This window comes from Dyadobacter arcticus (assembly GCF_011762185.1).
GTDB classification, from domain to species: Bacteria; Bacteroidota; Bacteroidia; order Cytophagales; family Spirosomataceae; genus Dyadobacter; species Dyadobacter arcticus.
On the sequence record NZ_JAASQJ010000003.1, the window covers coordinates 1 to 18,341 of the forward strand.

At 44.6% G+C, this 18,341-nt stretch carries 12 protein-coding genes; 7 read left to right on the forward strand and 5 right to left on the reverse strand.

The annotated features are described in order from the left end of the window. From FHS68_RS13470 to FHS68_RS13485, 4 genes are all read right to left on the reverse strand, one after another. Positions 1 to 1,817 (reverse strand): gluzincin family metallopeptidase (locus FHS68_RS13470; protein ID WP_208408315.1); only part of this gene is annotated, 1,817 nt, incomplete at its 3' end. 18 nt (positions 1,818 to 1,835) lie between these two features. Further along, complete coding sequence (locus FHS68_RS13475) at positions 1,836 to 3,134, reverse strand: M4 family metallopeptidase (RefSeq protein ID WP_167270972.1); 1,299 nt, start codon at positions 3,132 to 3,134, stop codon at positions 1,836 to 1,838. Positions 3,135 to 3,347: 213 nt separating this feature from the next. Further along, complete coding sequence (locus FHS68_RS13480; RefSeq protein WP_167270974.1) at positions 3,348 to 3,908, reverse strand: RNA polymerase sigma-70 factor; 561 nt, start codon at positions 3,906 to 3,908, stop codon at positions 3,348 to 3,350. Between the two features lie 110 nt (positions 3,909 to 4,018). Beyond that, a complete protein-coding gene (locus tag FHS68_RS13485; RefSeq protein WP_167270976.1) occupies positions 4,019 to 7,192 on the reverse strand; it encodes a glycoside hydrolase family 9 protein in 3,174 nt (1,057 codons plus the stop codon). A 259-nt stretch (positions 7,193 to 7,451) separates the two neighbouring features. Between FHS68_RS13485 and FHS68_RS13490 the strand changes: the two genes are divergently transcribed. From FHS68_RS13490 to FHS68_RS13520, 7 genes are all read left to right on the forward strand, one after another. Further along, positions 7,452 to 7,838: a hypothetical protein gene (locus FHS68_RS13490; RefSeq protein WP_167270978.1), complete on the forward strand. Its 387-nt coding sequence runs from the start codon at positions 7,452 to 7,454 to the stop codon at positions 7,836 to 7,838. Positions 7,839 to 8,443: 605 nt separating this feature from the next. Beyond that, positions 8,444 to 11,455: a SusC/RagA family TonB-linked outer membrane protein gene (locus FHS68_RS13495; protein ID WP_167273220.1), complete on the forward strand. Its 3,012-nt coding sequence runs from the start codon at positions 8,444 to 8,446 to the stop codon at positions 11,453 to 11,455. A 37-nt stretch (positions 11,456 to 11,492) separates the two neighbouring features. Beyond that, entirely contained in the window at positions 11,493 to 13,166 is a 1,674-nt protein-coding gene (locus tag FHS68_RS13500) for a RagB/SusD family nutrient uptake outer membrane protein (protein WP_167270979.1), read from the forward strand. A gap of 218 nt (positions 13,167 to 13,384) precedes the next feature. After that, positions 13,385 to 14,752 carry a 3-keto-disaccharide hydrolase gene (locus FHS68_RS13505; RefSeq protein ID WP_167270980.1) on the forward strand — a complete coding sequence of 456 codons (1,368 nt, stop codon included), beginning with the start codon at positions 13,385 to 13,387 and terminating at the stop codon, positions 14,750 to 14,752. 87 nt (positions 14,753 to 14,839) lie between these two features. Next, entirely contained in the window at positions 14,840 to 16,180 is a 1,341-nt protein-coding gene (locus FHS68_RS13510) for a Gfo/Idh/MocA family protein (RefSeq protein ID WP_167270981.1), read from the forward strand. Between the two features lie 36 nt (positions 16,181 to 16,216). Next, on the forward strand, positions 16,217 to 17,263 hold the full coding sequence (locus tag FHS68_RS13515; protein WP_374757513.1) for a DUF6807 domain-containing protein: 1,047 nt from the start codon (positions 16,217 to 16,219) through the stop codon (positions 17,261 to 17,263). A gap of 57 nt (positions 17,264 to 17,320) precedes the next feature. After that, positions 17,321 to 17,524, forward strand: coding sequence for a DUF6934 family protein (locus FHS68_RS13520; protein ID WP_374757522.1), 204 nt, complete (start codon positions 17,321 to 17,323; stop codon positions 17,522 to 17,524). A 176-nt stretch (positions 17,525 to 17,700) separates the two neighbouring features. Here the strand turns inward: FHS68_RS13520 and FHS68_RS13525 are convergent, their stop codons facing one another. Then, positions 17,701 to 18,144, reverse strand: coding sequence for a cupin domain-containing protein (locus FHS68_RS13525; protein ID WP_167270983.1), 444 nt, complete (start codon positions 18,142 to 18,144; stop codon positions 17,701 to 17,703). Positions 18,145 to 18,341: the final 197 nt, after the last annotated feature.

An 18,341-nucleotide genomic window follows, 5' to 3' on the forward strand; every position in this document is an offset into this window, starting at 1 on the left:
ATGGCATCTTTTTCCTGCTGGGTAAATGGCGTTGTCGCCCCTGTTGGTGAGACATGGCAGGCCCATTCAGAACCCAGTTTATGGTGTGCTGCCACGGTCCAGCTATACTTTTTGGTCCTGGAAAGGGCGAGTTGTGTACTTACCGGTGCCGGTCCTTCATCTTCATTATAAGCAGCTTCGTGCGGGATGTCCTGATCGGGCACCGTCCCGTCATTATCAATTACATAGAGGTTGTAACCTCCTGCCCCTTTCAGGCTTGTCCAGCTCATAGGGCTTGACCATGCCGGTATTTCCTGCCCGGTTTTTGGGTTAAGGCCAGTCACAGCCGGTATTTCCTCGGTTTTGAATTCATAGGTAAGGGTCCACTTTAATTTCTCGTTCAGGGACATGCACAAGTCCGGGTCCGGGGTTACGCTGCACCCGTCATGCAGGTTGCCACTCAGGCTCAGGCGGGAGCGGACGTAGTAGGTTTGCCCTGGTTCCAGGTTGACCAGGCCATAGGTCATCCCGGTGGCGAGCTCCGGTGCAACATTATTGAGAAACCTGTAAACGGGCGCTTCACTGGATTGGAATGTAGCGCTTTTGCTAACCTCAAAAAGCCTTTCACTCTCAAATTTGGGGTATTCAACTTCCACGCCCACTTTGGCAGCCCACGGGTAAACCGTTTCCCCGTCGGCAGGGAAGTGTTTTAGAGTGGATGCATAATCGGGCAACCCCAGTACGGCTGCCCAGGCGTCGTTCAGGGCGATGTTTTCCTTTCCTTTGGGGTCAAAGTTACTGCCCAGGGCGATTTTAAGTGCAGAGTGCGTCGCCAGGCGGAATTCTTCCAGGGAGGAGTTGACAGGCAGGGATTTATAAGCTTCCCAGACCATTTTCAAAACCAGGTCTTTGTCCACTTTGATCACATGATACGTTTTACTCCCAGGCTCATCGTTCTGATAGCCATCATCTGGTGTATTTACACCATTAATGTCTTTGGTGCCATGGACCAGCAAATAATACCATAAGTTAATGATCCCGGAATTGATGCCGCCCAGCTTCCAGTTTACGCCCTGGTAAACAGCTGGCCTTCCATACAGTTTGGGGTGGGCAAAGTCAATGGTCCAGGTCGGGTCGGACATATCTTCGTTCAACGTCCAGATATTACCGGCATTCGGGTTTTGGTTTTCCTGTTCATAATCCTTTTTGATCTCCATTGAAAAGATCTCTGAGATGCCTGTGAGGATGGTTTCCCATTCGACGGTGTGGGATTGTGTTTGGCCAGCTTTTACGAAATGGTCAACGCCGTTGAAATAATTTAGGCTGATCTGGTCGCGACGTGCTGATTGAGGCTTATATGGATAATAAAACGTTGCCGAACCTAAGGCTTCTTTGAAAGTCGGGATGTTGTATTGAGGATTTCCCAAAACATTTACCACCTGCATCGATACCTGACCATCAGCAATATCATACCCCAGCCGGCTCTTGTACCAATCTCTGGCAAGGATGCTAAATTTATGTACACTCACCGCACTTTTAGACTTTTCAGTATCATTATCCGGCCCGTATATCTGGCTTTGAGCGGGACTGAGGTTGATAAATACGGTTGGAAATTCCGGATACTTAGGATTATAATCTGCTGTCTGTGTACCGTTAGGCGCTGAACAATCCGCAAGCAGGGAAGCTTTTGCACTCAGCGGATCTGGTGTAAGCGTTACTTCGCTCGCTTTGAGATATACCTGACCATTAAACTTGCTTTCTGCCAGTTTCATGACAGCGCAATCGGGGTTGCTGGAATAGGGTTTGGGTCCAACACCAACGGCATACCAGGCTGTCATGATCCGGTTATAAACTTCTTAGCCTACCGGGTTGCCCAGTTCCACTGCAGCCTCAAGGGTTTTTATTCGCATTTCCGGAAAACCATCAAGATATGCCAACTTTTCAGTCATGGCCTTGAAAATTATCTTCAAGGCCAAGGTGTAAGTAGCTGTTTTGTCTCCTGGAATTAATGGTGCAGTGATATATGAACCTCTGGCGGGGTCGTCATCAATATACCCTGATTTGGCTACATTCAATAAGTAAAACCAATGACTCATCACCATTCCATTGTTATGAGGTCTATAACCCGGTTCACTCGACAGTTTCCAGTAAGTCCCCTTATATGTATTCGGAGAATTTCTGAATTTGGGATTATCAAAAGGACGATAAGCCTTATTAACAGGAAATGGCCCGGACAGATTTGCTATGATCCAATTTGGATTGACAAACTTCTTATTTGGATCTACCCAATTTTCGAACGACAGACCGATGATATCTGCAAAGGATTCATTTAATGAGGCAATCTCTGTGCCTTCCAGATAGTCTAAATTGCCAAGATTACCGAAATTTAAAAGCGCATGTGTCAGTTCGTGGCCAATAGTCGATCTCTCAACATGAGGATAACCCGGCAATGCCGAAACACTAAAATAAAACGCTTTCTCTTCGGTATCAAAACCAGTTAGCGCGTCAGGAGAATTGTTGACATTGGCTAAAATCACTATATCGCCCTGCTTGTCAATGCCATTATGGCCGAAAAAATCATGGGTAAATTTTGTATATTTTTGCGCTGCTTCCAGTACACTGATCGCATATTCGCTGGCCAACGGATTGTTAAAGCTGGGGTCATTTTGATTAAGATCTTTCAACGTGTTAAAAGGTCCGGTGTACGTAGCCTGATTTACATTGTTTGGTACGACAGATGCGAAAGGATATCTGTTCATTAAATTAGTATTCGGACTTTTGGCTAAGGCGATGACTTCGATCGGCGCATACAAACCTAGGGCGTCGTTCTTTGCGGATGTCAATGCAATTGCAGTCGTGTAGTCCTGACTAAAAGGAATGGCGGTTTTACTCGCGTCGTACTCAGACTCAAAAGGAAGATAAGCCGTTGCCCATACGTCTTGGGGGCCGTGATAGTAAGTTGCAGCGCTATGTATGAGTATCGGGACCGGATTGTAGAGTGTCCCAAAAGTTGTTACCGATGCTGGCTGCCCAGGCTGATATTGTTGCTGCGGATAAAAGGATTGTCCGAAAGCAGAATAATGAATCCAATTTCCAATCCAAAAGAATATTAATAGTAAAATCCTTTTAGTAAACCGTGTGTACCATACTTTCATAATGAAGTTGTTTAAAATGTGCGAAGATCTTCATCTGGTTTATTGTATTAAATCCAAATCTGAGAGGAAGCGCATGACATTTTAACAACCAATGAATAATCGGTAAATTGGATTAACTAACGGTTTGGAACAGTAGAATAAAGATTGCCAAAAAAATAATAATACATTGCAAATGAATTAGTTCGATGAAAATTTGAGGTGCTGCATTAAATATCAGCAGGGAGTTTTTTTCAACAAATATTTGCGAATCGCCCGGGTTGCTTTGACGATGTGATCGTTAACTGTTCCGGTAGATATTCCAAGCCGGCAAGCTACCTCTTCATATCGAAGGTGCTCTATTTTGCAAAGCTGAAATATGAGTTTGCGTTGTGGCGGCAGGCCATCTATTGCTCTCTCCAATAGCCGTTCGTATTCGTCGCTTAGTGTTTTGTTTTCGGTATCCGAATGGAATGCGGTGTAGCCAGGATGCAAGCTATCTTTGATCCTGGCCTCTGTTGTAGCCCTTGCAAGGATATTTAGGGTCAAGTTTTTGCAGATCGTAAAAAGATATCCTCTGAAAAATTTGACTTCGGTCAGACTTTGCCTGTTTTCCCAAATCTTAATAAAAACGTCCTGTGCGATATCCTCTGCCAGATCAGATGATTTGGTGAATTTCAGTGCGTAGACGAATATTTTGTGATAATAGGCAACGTAAAGTTGCTTGAATGCGCATCGGTTACCGTTTTTCAGTAACACAAGGAGCTCTTCCTCGGGGAATGTGGAGAAGTCTTGCAATGTTTATTTGAGTATAGTGTGTTGCTGTAAATGTAATCCAATTTTGCACACACCCTGCGGTCTCGCTATACTTTTTCATGAGGAAGTTTGGTTAAAGGGATGAACGGTTTCTAATAAAATATCAACTTGTCGGTATACACTTGCTGTTTATTGCTGTTACTGATTTTGAGGATATAAATGCCGGGAGTCAGTCCCGAGCCGTCCAATAATGTCACGCCAGCCGTTTTTACTGAAAATTCCTTTTTCCGCACGCCCTGAATATTGTAGAGGACAGCGGTGAAGGAGGAGCCGTCCGCATTCTTCTCGAATGCTGTCTTCAACTCGTAAAAATTCCTTCCCGGCATTTGAATGTCCACTTTGAATCCATTGCATGGATCAGCAGCAAATACAATTCGAGAAAATTCAGATTTCCCGTCGCGGTCGACCTGTTTCAAACGGTAATAATTTTTGAAATCTGGCTGAGGATCGCTGAAAACATATTCCTGTGTAACCTTCGTATCGCCAATCGCTGGAAGCGTTCCTATTTCTGAAAATGTTTTTCCATCATTGCTTTTTTCCACCGAGAAATAATCTGCATTGATCTCTTCTGTTGTAACCCAGGATAATCTGATTTTACATTGATCTGCTTTCGCCTCAAATCGCACCAATTTCACTGGCAACGCCGGATTATTGACAGAACTAAAAAAAGCGAAAGCAGCCGCGGTGACAGCCATTTCCTGAACGGTAATTTCGGACATTTCCACAGCTTCCCGCGCGTCGGTATTTCGTCTCAGGACGGGGTACGGATCTTCTTTTTTGAAACCGGAAGGATAACGATTGGCTAAATCCTGAATAGCGTAAGACGACGGGCGGTTCATGACCAGCGAGGCAGCCGGGCCAAATACGGGAACGCCGGGAACCGGTTCGTCAAATTTGCCGGGCACCGTCGACCAGTGCAACGGAAACTTCGGCGAATTTTTGCCGATGCCTGTGATAAAACTTCTCGAAAGCGGATTATTCCCAAGTGGGATGTCGAGCTGCATTTTGGCATAATCCAGCAGATTGGGCTGGTTGAGCACGTAGCTGAACATAATGTAATCGAACGCGTAGCTCTGGGCCATCGCGAATGTTCCGTAACCGACAAAACCTTTAAACTGGTGGTAAGCACCGTGGTAAGCGTGGGTAACCATGGTCCTGGTATTATAATTGACCAGGACATCGGTAGTTAACTTATATCTAAATTCATTCCCGATGGCAGGATCGGTTGGAAAGTTAGTGGTTGCATATGCCCAGGCCGCCTTTACGGTATGTTGCTGCCAGCTCATGGTCGCATGAAATTCATGCGGAATTTGTCCATACCAGTTTGAGAAATCAGTTTTATAGGCAGATTCTCCGGTGCTCTTATAAAGTTCTGCGGCTGCCCAGGCGCGGTTATCGCGGTCTTCAGGATCGGGATATGGGCCTGCTGATATGCCGGGAACAATTACAGGCGCGGAAGCTGATGGGTGTGCCCTCAAAAAGATCCACGCATTTTTGGCCCGCAGAAGACAGTCATCAGCGTATGTCGGAAAATGCTTCTTAAGGTTACGATATGCCATAGCCATCGCAGCGGCAAAAAGCGCGGTGGATTGCGTGGTTTTTTCAGAAACAAATAAGGTATTGTTCTCCTCTCCCGGCAGTCCGCTGGACCAAGTAGCAGGAGTCACCCTGAAATATACGCCGCCATCGGGAGCCTGCATTTGTTTCAGCCAATCGGTTTCATATTTAATCTCATCCAGAATATCAGGAATGTTATTGCCACTTTCCGGAATGTTCAGGTGATTGTCAGGAAATTTCTGAGGATATAATTCATAAGCCGTGAACAGGATGAATAATGCGCTGGCTGCTGTGGGGACATATCGCCCGTAATCTCCTGCGTCCAGCCAGCCTTGAGACATTGGGATCTTCTTTCCGGGCGGATGGTCCTTATTGTTAAAAAGTGGCGAATTGGTATGGGAAGAATGAATTTCAGCTGTCACCGCAGGCAAACCTTCTCTGGCCCACTTTCCAGCACGTGCTGATTCCAGTTTTCCTGCTCTTTGATAATAAAGCGCCCTTGTGGTTTGAAGATAGACGGCATCAAATACATCATCGCCAATCGTGAACCTCTCTGATCGGCCAAATCCTGGTACATATATATAGTACTGACCAGGAGATTCCAATGCGGAAAAATCGAGCTCAAAGACATTTTCTCCACTGAATGAAGAATCACTTTTCAGGAATGTTGCTTTTCCAGTAAAAACGACTTGCTCTGCATTATTGATTACTGAAAAGGTTGGAGGTGTCGATTTATTGACCGGCAAAAACCAGGCATCACCTAAAAAATTGCCGAGCTTTCCAAGTTTCGGGCTTTTTGGAAGATAACCGACATGATTGGCCTTAATATTTCCGTAAAGCTCCAAGTCGGAAAAGTGGAATGTCGTATCCACGGTAGCGAAATTTTGCGAAAGATCAGATAGTGCATTGGTGGTGAGATGATAAGTATCGTTGTTTTTCAGGGGTTTATCGAAAATCAAAAAGAGCTCGGAGCTTATTTTTGGGCTTCCGGAGCCAGCAGTTAGTCCCGTTACATAATGGTGCCTTCCGATTTTTACTGGATGAAGAACCGCCTGGTAATTTGGATCGTCGGCACTTTGGAGGGTATAATTCAGGACATTATGACAATCCGTCGTATCAAACCTTTCGCTAACCAGCAATTTTAGCACCCCATTTGAAACAGGCTGCATTTTTATCAAAGGCGGTTTAAGATCCACCACTCCAATGTCATCGAGAAAAAATTGTATTTGAGAGACCAGCGACGTCCCGAATTCCAGATACTCGACAGAGCTAAGGTCGTAACCGGCGGATTTAAACAGTTGCAGCGGTATCCTGACCTCTTTGTACGAAGTACCGATTTGCCCTCCTCCAAGTATGTAAGCTGACAAATTAATCCATTGACTTTTAGCATAATAAGTAGTGAATCTGACGGAAGTCATCTGACCTGCTGTATTGCTTTTAATAAAAAAACGCAGCTGATCGAACCCAGAAATGTCGGATCGCCACATGCCGCTACAATTGAAACCAATCCTGGGAGAATGTGCATTATCCGGCTCAGCCCGAAAATAAAAATTTCCGCTGTGCGCGTCGGCGCCGAAAATAACCGAGCCATAAGCCGTGTTACAAGATGTTGGATTAGGAAGCTCTCCGTTCCAAAGGACCTTATTTTGGGCTGTAACAGCCAATGAAAGGTACAGTGTGATGAGATTGAGAATAAATAAATGCTTCATAGGGATAAAAAATTAGTGCGTTTTTTGGAGAAGACAATTTCACTCGCTGCTACATATGCTCGGGTGTGAAAGATTTATCAAATTGTCACAGGATGGTTCTTAGGAAGTTGCGGCAGGCTTAAATCAGAAGGTGTGTTGCGTGAGTATAATCAACTGGACGCCTACTTTTTTGAGTGAAATGCTTAACAAAGAGTTAACAAACGGATTGAAAAATTCCGGTGTAATTGATGTAAAGCAATAAATATTAACGTGCTATAAAATGAAACCGTTTTCAGAGTTATCGGCAGAGGAGTTGGCGATGGAAAACCTCTTCATTAGATGGGTGCGCTTCCCAGATGACCCTCCAATACGCTCCTTTTGGGAAAACTGGATCCTTAAATATCCTTCCAGAAAAGAAACGGTAGACCGGGCACGGGAACTCGTGCTTTCGGCCTCGGACTGGAAACTTGAAACGCTTTCGAATCAGGATGTAAATTCTTTGTGGGGAAGGATCCGCAGTTCCTTGGACATTATGGGAGACAGGGAATCCAAGAATTCGCCCGCCGGATTCTGGGGAAACAACATTGTGATCAGAGGTATAATCCTCATTGTGATGTCTGTTACCTTTCTATTTTTTATGTTTTACTTCATCTTCGGCAATCTCTGATATTGCTTTCAATATTTCCTTTCTACCCGGATTTCTTATTTCCAAATTTATCTTCGACCTCGTTTGGTCGGCGGTTTATTTTACATTCTAATCTTAGTATAGTACAATAAGTGTCCAATCAACATTTCCAAAAAAGGCAAATTTGTATCTATTTCTATGAATATTTTGTAATTAAATATTCATTCTTGCATATGGTGGCAACGTTCCCGACATCGATTGCATAAATAAACTTACCTGTTTGTTTTCCAGAGTCTGCGCAAATCTCTATTCTCATGCTGAATTTCAAATTGCACTATATGTACAAATAATATGCTTATTGGAATTATACCATAAGCTGTTTTTTACATATCTCTTTAATCTCAACCGTACAAATCTCTCCACGCTACGATAAGTAATCAGCAGAACTATTTTAATATATGTAGAAGATATATTAATATTTGTAGGGGTAAGCAGTTGAATAGGCGTCAAGCAATAATAATCCGTAACTCTTTAATGGTAATCAATTCACGCGTATGAAAAAAAACTTTACAACTATTGGTCACCGCTTTATGCGCTGGACCATGGTCGGTGCGATTTGCGCAAGCCTGGCAGCACCAGCTTACTCGATGGTCAGACCCGGGCTGTCTTCATCGGTTTACATTGACAGAAGTGTTACCGGAAAGATTACAGCGTTAGAGGACAACACGCCTGTGCCGGGTGTTTCTGTGGTTCTGAAGGGAAGTAGAAGCGGTACCAACACAGATGTAGATGGGAAATTTAAAATAGATGTCCCTGAGGAAAATGGAATCCTGGTTTTTTCGGCCGTAGGATTTATTACTCAGGAAGTCGCTGTCGGATCAAAAAGCGTTATAGATATCGTTCTCACAGGCGATCTCAAAACTTTGGGCGAGGTTGTGGTAGTTGGGTATGGTACTCAGAAGAAGAGCCAGACCACAGGGGCTATCTCTTCCGTAGGATCCAAGGAAATTAATGAAATGCCAATTACCAACCTGGGCCAGGCTTTGCAAGGCCGTGCCGCAGGGGTTGATGTTACCCAGGCGGGTTCAAAACCTGGTAGCGTGCCGAGAATCCTTATTCGTGGTCGTCGGTCTTTCAATGCTGGAAATGATCCTTTATATGTAGTCGATGGAATTCCGTTGTCGGCCGGATATGAGGATATGAACCCCAATGACATTCAGTCAATGGAAGTTTTGAAAGATGCAACTGCAACAGCGATTTATGGTGCGAGAGGTGCGAATGGTGTAATTATAGTAAGTACAAAAAGAGGCGCAGTTAAAGGGAAAACCACTGTGAGCTATGACGCTTATGTTGGTGTGTCCAAAGCTTTGGATAAAATAGAATTGTTCAACGGTTCCGAGTTTGCGGAATTCGTTCGCGAATCGTACCGTGCAACCGGCGGTTATAAAGATGCAAATGGCAATGCGGTTCCAACCGGAACTGTGGATGCAGCCGCGGATGCGAAAGTGGCTGTATTGGGAGGTGATCCGAATGTTGCAAAAGGATTGGCGGCTGGCACAAACACCGACTGGCAGGACCTGATCCTGAAAAATGGTATCATGACAAACCACTCAGTTGGTGTGCAGGGCGGAAATGAAAAGACGCAATTCTACGTTTCCGGAGGCTATTTTAGGGATGAAGGGATCGTTGAAGGGCTTGATTTTACACGTATGTCCCTTCGTGCTAACATTGACCACAATGTTAATAACTGGTTGAAAGTAGGCCTTTCGTCTTATTCAATGCATAGCATTAAGAATGGTGAAAGCTTAAATACTTATGGGATGACAATCAACCAGAACCCGCTTGGCAGACCGTATGATGATAACGGGGTCCTAATATTTTCTCCAACCAATGATGCATTGCTGACCAACCCATTGGCGGAAATTGTACCAGGTGCCCAGATTGATCAGATCAAGCGTTACCGCATTTTCAATAGCCTTTTCACGGAGTTCAAAATCCTTGAAGGCTTGAAATACCGCGTCAATTTCGGACCTGACCTTACGATTGCAAGAGGTGGCCGGTTTATCGGGGCTAAAACAAACGCCAGAAAAGGCGGTGATGCGCAAGCTGCCTCCGTAAATGGTTTTGGTTTCAATTATACGCTTGAAAACATTCTTAACTACAATAAGACATTCGGCGGAAAGCATAACCTGAATGTGACATTGCTTCACTCGATACAAAGAGACCATTTTGAGGGTTATTCTACAAACGTACAGGGTGTTCCGGCTGAAACACAGTCATTTCACAATTTGGGCGCTGCAACCTCTATCCTGGGTGTAGGAAGTGCATTGACGCAATGGACGATCAACTCTTACATGGGACGTATCAACTACGATTTCAATGACAAATACCTTCTGACATTAACGATCCGTCGTGACGGTTCAAGCCGATTCGGAGAGAACAGCAAGTATGGTAACTTCCCAGGGATAGCAGTTGGATGGAACCTGAGCAATGAGCCATTTATGAAAACAGTAACCTGGCTCGATCTTTTGAAAGTGCGGGTTGGATGGGGTAAAGTGGGTAATCAGGGGGTATCTCCATATCAGACCCAGGGATTATTGGGAAGAACAGCATACGCCTGGGGAGCAACGCCCGCTTATGGTTACAGACCTAATACGATTGGAAACCCTGATTTAAGATGGGAATCTTCGTCAACATCCAACATTGGTCTTGATTTCAGCTTCCTGAGCGGCAAGATCCAGGGTTCTCTTGAATTCTACGAAACCCACACCAACGACCTGTTACTTTCCGATCAGCTTCCTGGTTCAACGGGTTTCAGCGCAGTGACCCGTAACGTCGGCGAAACGCGTAACCGCGGTATCGAACTTGGTTTCACTACCATCAACATCAGTTCGGCATCCAGCTTCAAATGGACCACCGACTTCCAATTCACAAAGAATACAGAGGCAATCCTTTCTCTTTATAATGGTAAAGTGGACGATGTCGGAAATGGTTGGTTTATCGGACGTCCTTTGAGCACCGTTTATAACTATCGTAAAATTGGTATTTGGCAAACTAATGAAGCAGATGCTGCAAAGTCCTTTGCAACAGAAGTGGGTCAGATCAAGATCAAGGATATCAATGGTGATGGCAAGATCAATGCAGATGACCGGGAGATCATTGGTTCGGACGTTCCTGATTTCAGCGGAGGTATCACCAACCGTTTGACCTTCAAAGGATTTGACCTTTCCTTCTTCTTCTTCACGCGTGTTGGAAACCTAATCCGTAGTACCTTCCACAATGATAACAATGCGCTGGCGGGTCGCTATCAGCAGATCAAAGTGGATTACTGGACACCGAACAATCCGACCAACGAATTCCCAAGACCAAAAAGTAACCAGGAATTCCCGGTTTTCGGCAGCACGCTCACCTATTTCGACGGAACATTCGTAAAGCTTCGCAACATAAACTTTGGATACACTTTCACGCCAACAATGGCCAAGAAAATGGGTATGGAATCTTTAAGATTGTATTCAAGCATCCAACAGCCATTCATTTGGTCTGAATACCGTACCAAATATAATGGTGTGGATCCGGAGTCAACCGGGCTAGCTGCCGGTGGTACGGGTGTTACTCCCGCTACAATGGTTATCACAGTTGGTTTGAATGTTAAATTTTAAAGGAGCCTGTTCAAAAAGCTTTTAAACATTGATGAAAATGAAGATTGGAAAAATAAATAAAAAGATACTAGCATGCGGTTTTCTTGCCTTAATGCTGGCGGGGCAATCCTGTAAAGACACCCTGGACGAGGAAATTATTTCAGGGATCGGTAATGACTACATTAATACGCCCAAGGGTTTTGAGGATGCAGTAAAAGCTACGTATTCGTCTCTACGGTTTTATTACGGGACCCAGCAGGGCCTCACAATGAGTGAGTACGGCACAGACATTTACGCGACAGGCGCCGATGGTGGTTACAAAGGTTTCCATTTTTATGATGGCCAGCTAAACCCTACCGTCGATTACCTTGCTACCACCTGGGATGAGCTTTATAAAGGTATAAATACGGCAAATGCGGTGATTGAACGCGCCCCCAATGTAGTTGGCGTAGCGGATGCGACTAAAAAACTGCGCATAGCAGAAGTCAAATTTGTACGGGCGCATTTGTATTACATTCTGCATCAGCAATATGGCGGCGTGGATTTGAGAATGACTGAGACCATTATTCCGACGAAAGAAACAAAAAGGGCCACGGATGCTGAAATGTATACTGCGATCATTAAGGACCTGGACGAAGCGATTGCTGACCTTGAACCAAAAGCACAGGCTGCTGACTACGGACGTGCCACGAAACCGGCTGCTGAAACACTTCTTGCAAAAGTGTACCTGGCAAAAGCTTATTCAAGCGCGAAAGCTGCAGATGATTTTACAAAAGCAGCTGCATTGTGTACGAATGTGACAACATCGTACGGATACAAGCTGTTAGACGATTTTGCCAGCGTTTTCGACGAGAACAACCAAACAAACAGTGAAGTTGTCTTTGCGATCCAGTATACCACCGATCCGTTGACAAATGCGCTTGGAAACAGCCTTCACCTTTATTTTGGGATGCAGTACGATGTACAGCCTGGCCTGAAAAGGGATGTTTTTTACGGCCGTCCATTCAAGAGGCTAAGACCAACGGAATATCTTCTTAACACGATTTTTAAAGATCGCGTGAACGATTCCCGCTACAAAAAGTCATTCCGGGATACCTGGAAGTCCAACAATCCCGGTACGTACAATGCCGCTTCTTTCGATGATTCGAAGACGAAAGTGACGTTTGCTGCGGGTGACACGGCGATTTTTATTCCGGGTTTTGAAATGACTGCTGCTGAACGTGCTAAAAAACCTTATCAGGTTTTGGTACCAAGCCGCTACTCAGAAGCATTGTTCCCGACTTTGCAAAAATTCTTTGATACAAAACGGCCCGATTTGACTTATGAATTTGGTAGCCGCGATTACTTCGCTTTCCGCCTGGCCGATGTTTATCTGATGCTTGCAGAAGCACTGGTACAAACGGGCAAGACAGCGGATGCTGCAACTGCATTGAATCTAGTGCGAGTGAGAGCAGGCTGGCCTGGCAAAAAAGACGCAATGATACTTCCTGCGGCAAGTGTGACCTTCGAAGCAGTTGTCGAAGAACGCGCACGTGAACTGGCTGGTGAGCAAACCCGCTGGCTGGACCTGAAACGCTGGGGACTATTGGTTGAGCGCGTGAAAAAATACAACCCGCAAGCTGCTAACATTCAGCCATTCCACGCATTACGCCCGATTCCGCAGACCCAAATTGACAGAAGTGCAAAAACAACGGAGGGTAAATCTGTATTCCCACAAAACCCGGGTTATTGATCAAAGACGGATAGAAAAGATGATTTCTTCTATTCAGACAAGAAATATTTGAATGAAAAGCAGGAAAGTCTCTGGTTCAGGGACTTTCTTGTTTTATAATCCGGCAACTCAGTCAAAATGTTTGACAAGTCATTTCAGCAGCATTTGTAAGGGTAATCTCCTTCATTGCTCGTTATAGTGTTGAATAGATTTTAATGCGGACTATCTCAATTCATAAAATGAAAAATCACCGTTTATCGCTTTGCTGTTTCCTTTTGTTTTCAGTTATAGGTCATGCTCAGGCTCAAAAGTCCAATGATGGCTGGCAGGACTTATTCAATGGAAAGGACTTATCGGGCTGGAAGCAGCTTAACGGCCAGGCTAAATATGAAGTGAAAGATGGCGCGATTTTGGGGACCTCTGTAATGGGAACGCCTAATTCCTTTTTGACTACTGAACAAAATTATAGTGATTTTATCCTGGAATGCGATGTCAAAGTGGATAACAAACTTAATTCCGGTATCCAGATCAGGAGCCTCTCCACGCCAGATTATCAGAACGGCCGTGTGCACGGAATTCAAATCGAGATTGATCCCAGCGATCGTGCCTATTCTGCAGGAATATATGATGAAGCGCGAAGAGGCTGGCTTTATCCGCTGGATTTGAACCCGTCAGCAAAGAAAGCTTTTAAGAAAGACGAGTGGAATAAGTATCGCATTGAAGCAATCGGAACATCAATACGTACCTTTTTGAATGGTATCCCGGTTGGGCACGTGATCGATGATATGACGGCGAGCGGGTTTATCTGCCTGCAGGTGCATGCGGTTAATACTAAGGAATTAGAAGGAACACAGGTAAGCTGGAAAAATGTCCGCATCCAAACCTCCAATCTTAAATCAAGCCCGGCAGCTAATATTGCCATTGTAAACCTGATTCCCAATGCGCTCGATAATGCCGAAAAAGCGCAGGGCTGGTCGCTTTTATATGATGGAAAATCGGTGGATCAGTGGAGATCTTACGGCGGAACGGATTTCCCATCGAAACGCTGGGCACACAGCGACGGTACTATTACAATTTCAAAATCAGACGGTTCGGAAACTGGAAACGACATTGTTACCAAAAAGCTTTTCGGTCCTGCATTCGAATTTGAATTTGAATTTAAGTTAACCGAAGGAGCTAATAGCGGCGTGAAATATTTTGTTGATCAGAAATTCAATTCCAAAGGCAAATCGGGCATTGGCTGTGAATACCAGGTGCTCGATGACGAGAAGCATCCTGACGCCAAAATGGGAAAAAACGGAAACCGTACCATTGCTTCCTTCTATGATGTGATTCCAGCAGACAGGCCGAGGAATTCGGGAAAAAAAATCGGTGAATGGAACCAGGGAAGGATCTTGGTTCAGAAAGACGGGACGATCCAGCATTTTCTGAACGGGTTCAAAGTAGTGGAGTATGTGCGGGGTTCACCTCAGTTTAAGGAATTTGTGGCCGAATCCAAATTCAAAGGTTTTGAAGGGTTTGGTTTGTCGCAGCAAGGCAATCTTTTATTGCAGGACCACGGCGATAATGTGTCTTTCCGAAGTCTGAAAGTGCGTGAAATCAAATGATTTCGGGAGAAGCAAAAATCGTTTGGAAAAAAACAGTAAATAATTTTATTAAGTCATTGGATAATCAACTTAATACAACCCAATATTATGAGCAATAGGAGAGAATTTATAAAAAATACAGCACTGGCATCCGCCGGGATCGCTGTTGGAACAAGTGCTTTCAGCGCAGCCAGTTATCGCCGAATCCTTGGCGCAAACGACCGTGTTCGTGTAGGGATTATCGGTTTTTCGGATCGATTCCGCAGTTCTCTTGCACCCAGTTTTTCTGATCACGCTAAAGAGCTCAATTTTGAATTCATGGGAATCTCTGATCTTTGGAACCGTCGTCGCGATGAAGCCGAAGCATTTATGAAAGGAAAGCCGTATGCTTCCAATGAATTCGCGAAAGCACGTAATAATGAGGAATTGCTTGCGCGTAAAGATGTGGATGCTGTGATTATCAGTACTGCCGATTTTCAGCATGCATTGCATTGTGCCGAGGCTGTGAAGTCTGGTAGGGATGTATATGTTGAAAAGCCTTTTGCAGAAACATTAGAAGACGCGAAAATTGCCCTGAAAGCAGTCGAAAGTTCCAAGCAAATTGTACAGGTAGGCTCGCAGAGAAGAAGCGCCCCAAATTATTGGGCTGCTTATGAATATATTAAATCAGGTAAGTTTGGAGACATTACCACCGTTGAAATGACCTGGAATGTGAACCAACCTGGCCGATGGAGACGCAAGGAACTTGTTTCCCAAATCAGGAAAGAAGATACCGACTGGGACCGCTTCCTGATGAACCGCCCAAAAGTGGAGTGGAACCCACGTTACTATCTTGAATTCCGCTTATTTTATCCATATTCATCAGGTATCCCCGGACAATGGATGGCGCATCAGATTGATACCGTTCACTGGTTTTCAGGATTGGACGCTCCGAGAAATGTAGTCGCTAATGGTGGTATTTATACCTGGAAAGACGGTCGTACTAATGTAGACACGTTCAGTGCGGCATTTGAATATGGTCCGGTTGATGACAAAAGCAAAGGATTCCAGGTGATATATTCGTCGCGTTTCAACAACGAGGCAGGTGGCGTGAAAGAATATTATTACTCCAATGGCGGGATGATCAACCTGGATACCAATAAGATCACTTCTGACGGTGGGTTACAGGCGAAAGATGCCAAATCGATGGGCTTAGAGGCGAATTTGCTTCCCGAAATGGCATTGAAAACCGGAGATAAAGTCACGACCGATGCAAATACCGGGGCTGATCCGATGACTTCCCTGCATATGCGTAACTGGATGGAATGTATCCGCAGCCGTAAAGAATCGAATGCACCTGCGCGGGTTGGTTTCAACCATTCAGTAGCAAACATTATGGCTACCGAAGCGTTGCATACCGGAAAAAGGGTCAGTTGGGATCATAAGAAAAAGGATATCGTACTGAGCTAATCGGTGCAGTGAATAATCATTTAAATATTGATTAAGGTGAATTTTAAAAACACAGGCATCCTACTCGCCACACTTTCTTTGACGGCACTAGCCGCCCTGGTGAATGCACAAAAGGTTGATTTGGTCAAAAATGATAAGGAAAGTAAGGTTGAGGTAAAAATTGATGGAAAACCATTTACCTCTTATTTCTATCCTGGGGAAAAAATCCTTAAAAAGGCGGTATTGTACCCGGTGCACACAGCAAAGGGAACAATCATCACCCGTGGGTGGCCCTTAGACCCGCGTCCGGGCGAGCGCGTGGACCATCCGCACCACGTAGGGATCTGGCTGAATTATGAGGATGTAAATGGCAATGATTATTGGAACAACTCCGATGCTGTTGATCACGCAAAACGTGCTTACGGTACTATTATCCATACAGGCATTGCTTCGGTGACAAGCGGCAAGGATAAGGGGGAACTGAAAGTGACGGCTGATTGGGTGGATAAAGACGGTAAACTGACATTGAAGGAAACAACAACCTACATTTTTAGCGGAAAAGGGGATACCCGGATCATCGACCGCTCGACCACTTTGACCGCTGTGATGGATGAAGTAGCCATGCCCGACGTGAAGGATGGGATGTTTGCGATCAGGGTAGCCAGGGAGCTGGAACTGCCATCGACCAAGCCGGACATTTTTACCGATGCCAGCGGTATAGCAACCAAAGTGCCCGTTATGAAAAATGACGGGATCACCGGAAATTACCGCAATAGCAATGGTGTCGAAGGCGAGGCAGTATGGGGAAAACGGGCAATATGGTGCAACCTTACCGGCAAAATAAAAGATGAGAATATCAGCGTCGCGATGATTGATCATCCCAAAAATGTCGGTTATCCTGCCTACTGGCACGCCAGAGGTTATGGCTTATTTGCAGTCAACCCATTGGGGATGAAAGCATTAAGTGATGGGAAGGAAGCGCTGAATTTCAAATTGAAAAAAGGAGAATCCACTACTTTTCGCTACCGTCTCGTCATTGCATCCGAGCATTTGAAAGATGCTGCACTGAATGACTTTGCTGCAGCATATGGGAAAACGGAATAGCATTTAATATCATTTATCAAGCAAAATAGCCCCGGAATTCCGGGGCTATTTTGCTACATAACATTCGAATTTTTGAGCCATCATGAAGATGCTATCGCGATTGCAACCGGAAGCTCTCCGTCCAGGACACGCAAGTATCAAATAGGTATCAGTCAAAATATTGAAGAAATCAGGGGCCTGTATTGCATAGAAGGATTCATCGCAGATATAGATCTGGAAGGTAATATTACAGGTGGATATCCAAGGTGGGATGGTACATAGTCAGAATTTAAGCGGGATAATAAACAATGGGAAATGACATCTGAAGAGAAGAAAATAGAAGCCATCAAAACACAAAACTCACCTTTTGTCAAAAAGAAAATGGAGCAAATGCGCAAAACATTGGCCCTCTGTCCAATTCCTGATGATATTTTGAACCGGCTAAGAGTTAGCTAAAATCACTTCTTCAAACTCCCCGGCGAATGCCAGCTGAACACATGATAAGTAGCGGCAACGCTTCCCACATTCCGAATTGAATGCATTTGGTTGGACGCCTGAAAGATTACTGAACCAGGCCCTACTTTCTTCATTTGTCCATTGACCAAAGCTTCCACAGTTCCCTCCTTTACAACCAATATCTCTTCCTCCGGATGCTTATGCGGAGGGTGCGAAGTTTCTTCCGGGTTTAATGTCGTGATGTGACATTCAAATTCATCCAATGTAGCCGTTTGTGATCGAAAGACGGTTCTTACTGCCCCAGTTTTTGTCGTTTTGACTTCGATATCGTTCCAGTCGAAAATGGATGATTCCATAACGGCCGTTTTAGAACTGGCGAAAATGCCTGTCATCATCAAGCAGACTGTCAATGAGGCAACTATGAAATCTCTTTTTGTAATTTTCATCCGGTCAACGCTTTTGGTTTATTTATAAAGTTCTTAATCAATCATTCCTATCGTGGTTGCTGAGGAAACTTATGGTTGTATTTTGAGTGTAGGCAACCCGGTAGCCTACAAGGGAGAAAAAGCCCTAACTTCCAAAAAATGTTTAAGGATGCCAGATTTGGATGTGTTAAGACGTATATTCAGAGCAGCAAGCAATC